This window comes from Rathayibacter sp. AY1B6 (assembly GCF_002932755.1).
Lineage (GTDB): Bacteria > Actinomycetota > Actinomycetes > Actinomycetales > Microbacteriaceae > Rathayibacter.
In genome coordinates this window covers 1-2,867 of sequence record NZ_PSWL01000049.1, presented here as the reverse complement: position 1 = coordinate 2,867, position 2,867 = coordinate 1, and the positions used below count along the sequence as shown (strand labels likewise).

Here is a 2,867-nt window from a genome sequence, read left to right as displayed (position 1 = left end):
GGGCCGCAGCGGCCGGGGCCGGGCGGGGTGGGAGCGGTGCCCTCGGCGGGCGCGTCGGTCGACGGCGCTGACGGCGCAGCGCTGGAGCTGGAGTGCAGCGGGGTGGCGCTGGAGGTCGGCGTGCTCGACGGCGTCGCGGCGAAGGCGGCGGTCGAGCCGAGCGCGACGAGTCCGAGGGCGCCGACGGCGATGCCGATGGTCAGGGCGCGCTTCTTCGGACGGCGCGGCCCGAAGCTCGAGCCCTTCTCGGTGGGGGTGGTCGACTCGGTCATGGGTGTCTCCTCGTCCGGCCCGGTGCCGACCCCGTTCGGGATCGGTTGCGGCCGGTTCCATTTCAGATTCGACGGCGAATCTGAAGCCGCACTTAAGAACAGACCCTCCACAGCAGACGCGGGGTGCGCCCCGATCCGCTGCCCCTAGGTTCGAGCACATGCCCTCCTCCGCCCGTGTGCTCCTCATCGAGGACGACGACGCCATCCGCTCCTCCGTCGAGACCGCGCTGCGCAGCGAGCGCTTCACGGTCCGCGGTCTCGTCTCCGGCGAGGACCTCGCCCGCGAGCTGAGCACCTTCGCTCCGGACCTGGTGATCCTCGACTGGATGCTCCCCGGCCCGAGCGGCATCGTGCTCGCCGAGCGGATCCGCCGCAGCAGCGACGCAGCCGTGATCATGCTCACCGCTCGCGACGCCGTCGACGACCGCCTCCGCGGCTTCGACGAGGGCGTCGACGACTACGTGGTGAAGCCGTTCGTGCTCGCCGAGCTCGTCAAGCGCGTGACCGCCGTGCTGAGGCGCCGCGGCCGCATCCCCTCCGTCGTCGAGATCGGCGACCTCGTCGTCGACCCGGAGTCGGGCCTCGCCCGCCGCGGCGGCGTCGCCCTCGACCTCACCGCGACCGAGTTCCGTCTCCTCGCCTTCCTCGCCGGCAACCGCGGCCGCACCCTCACCAAGACGCAGATCCTGACGCAGGTCTGGGGCTACGACCACGTCGACCCGAACCTCGTCGAGGTGCACCTCAGCTCCCTCCGCAAGAAGATGGAGGCGCACGGCGACCGGCTCGTGCACACCGTCCGCGGTCTCGGCTACCGGGTGGAGGCGTGAGCCGCTCCAGGCCGGACGCCCTGCGCACCGGCTCGCTCCGCCTCCGGACGGTCCTGGCCGTGCTCGCACTGCTGGCCGTCCTGCTCCTGGCCCTCTCGGCGACGGTGCAGGCCGTGCTCGGCGAGCGCCTCCGCGACCAGATCGAGGAGCGGCTCCAGGACCGCGCCTCCGCCGCCGCCGCGCTGGTCGGCACGATCGCCGACGACGCCCTCGCCTCCCGGCTCTCGGCGCAGGGCGTCTCGGTGCGGATCACGAGCCCCGAGGGCGAGGACGTCGTGGCCGGGCCGAGCCCCGAGCAGCTGCGCCTGGGCCCGGGAGCCGCCGACCAGCTCGGAGAGCCGCCCTCGCCGCCCGGCACGAGCTCCTCCTCCGGAGCCGTCTCGCCCCGTGCCGCCTCCGCCGCCGTCACCGTCGTCTCGAGCAGCATCGCCGCCGACGACGAGCTGATCACGCTGGATTCGACCCTCAGCGACGGCACCCGCCTCGAGCTCACCAGCGAGGCCGGCTCGGTCGGCAGCACGCTCGCCCAGCTGAACGGGATCCTGCTCGCCGCGTCGGCCGTGTTCCTCCTGCTGGCCGCGCTCGCGCTGGTCGTCGTGGTCCGCGCGACCCTCCGGCCCCTCGAGCGGATGACCGACGTGGCACGCGACATCGCGCACGGCGACCGCGGGCGGCGGCTGCGCCCCTCCCGGCCGCGGACCGAGCTCGGCCGCACCGCGACCGCGTTCGACGAGATGCTCGACGACCTCGAGCAGGCCGAGCGCAGCGCCCTCGCCGCCGAGGCGACGGCCCTCGCGGCGGAGCAGCGGATGCGCGCGTTCGTCTCGGACGCCGCGCACGAGCTGCGGACACCGGTGGCCGGCATCCAGGCCGCCGCCGATGCCCTGGTCCGCGGCGACGGCGGCGAGCAGGAGCGCGAGCGCCTGTCGGTGCACGTCGTGCGGGAGTCGCTGCGCGCGGGCCGCCTCGTCCAGGACATGCTGCTGATGGCGCGGCTGGACGAGGGCCTGGCTCTGGAGTCGCGTCCGCTGGACCCGGCGGGCGTCGCCGAGGCCGCGATCGAGCGCCAGGAGCTGCGCCGGCCGGGCCTCGCGATCGAGCTGCACCGGCCCGCCGAGCCGCTCCTGGTCAGCGCCGACGCCGACCGGCTGGGCCAGGTGCTCGGCAACCTCCTCGAGAACGGCGCCCGCTTCGCCCGCTCCCGGATCGACGTCGCCGTCGAGGCGGCCGCCGACTCCGTCTCTATCACCGTCGACGACGACGGCCCCGGCATCGCCGAGGCCGACCGCGAGCGCGTCTTCGACCGCCTCGTCCGCCTCGACGACGCCCGCAACCGCGGCGACGGCGGCTCGGGCCTCGGCCTGCCGATCGCCCGCGGACTGGCGCGGGCACTCGGCGGCGACCTGGTGGCGCAGGAGGGACCCGTGGGCGCGCGCTTCCGGGTGACGCTGCCGCGGTCCCGCTGACGGGCAGGCCGTGCCCCGAGGCTCGACGGGCGCGCGGGCACCGCGGACTCGACGTCGCCTTCGTGCTCGACGGCGCCGACGGGGACTTCCCGATCGGCATGGGCGCCGCGTCCGCCGACTTCCGGAGCGTCCTCACCGTCGGCGTCGACCGCGAGGACGGCCGCATCCGCGGCGTCTCCAGCTGGACCGTCGACGGCCGCGGGAGCCGCGTGCCCGTGCGGATCCTGCACCGCTCCGCCACCGTGATCATCGTGGAGGCCGCTCCCCTCCCCCTCGACCGGTGCCCGTCCTCGCTCAAGTGC

The 2,867-nt window shown here is 75.2% G+C and carries 3 protein-coding genes and 1 pseudogene; 3 read left to right on the top strand and 1 reads right to left on the bottom strand.

Annotated elements, in window-relative coordinates; genetic code table 11:
- A pseudogene (locus C5D08_RS16530) lies at window positions 1-272 on the bottom strand (hypothetical protein); the annotation flags it as partial.
- A gap of 158 nt (window positions 273-430) precedes the next feature.
- On the opposite strand from C5D08_RS16530, the gene C5D08_RS16525 reads away from it, so the two are divergent.
- The 3 genes from C5D08_RS16525 to C5D08_RS16515 all read left to right on the top strand — a co-directional run.
- Window positions 431-1,099, top strand: a complete 669-nt coding sequence (locus tag C5D08_RS16525) for a response regulator transcription factor (RefSeq protein WP_104277940.1) — start codon at window positions 431-433, stop codon at window positions 1,097-1,099.
- Complete coding sequence (locus C5D08_RS16520; protein WP_104277939.1) at window positions 1,096-2,565, top strand: HAMP domain-containing sensor histidine kinase; 1,470 nt, start codon at window positions 1,096-1,098, stop codon at window positions 2,563-2,565. The genes C5D08_RS16525 and C5D08_RS16520 overlap by 4 nt, the downstream gene beginning before the upstream one ends.
- A gap of 62 nt (window positions 2,566-2,627) precedes the next feature.
- Window positions 2,628-2,867, top strand: a 240-nt coding sequence (locus C5D08_RS16515; protein ID WP_146087942.1) for a hypothetical protein, incomplete at its 3' end; no start/stop codon positions are given.

What these genes read in the sequence shown, in the direction of transcription:
- C5D08_RS16525 (WP_104277940.1), top strand. Translation starts at nt 431, where the DNA reads ATGCCCTCCTCCGCCCGTGTGCTCCTCATCGAGGACGACGACGCCATC.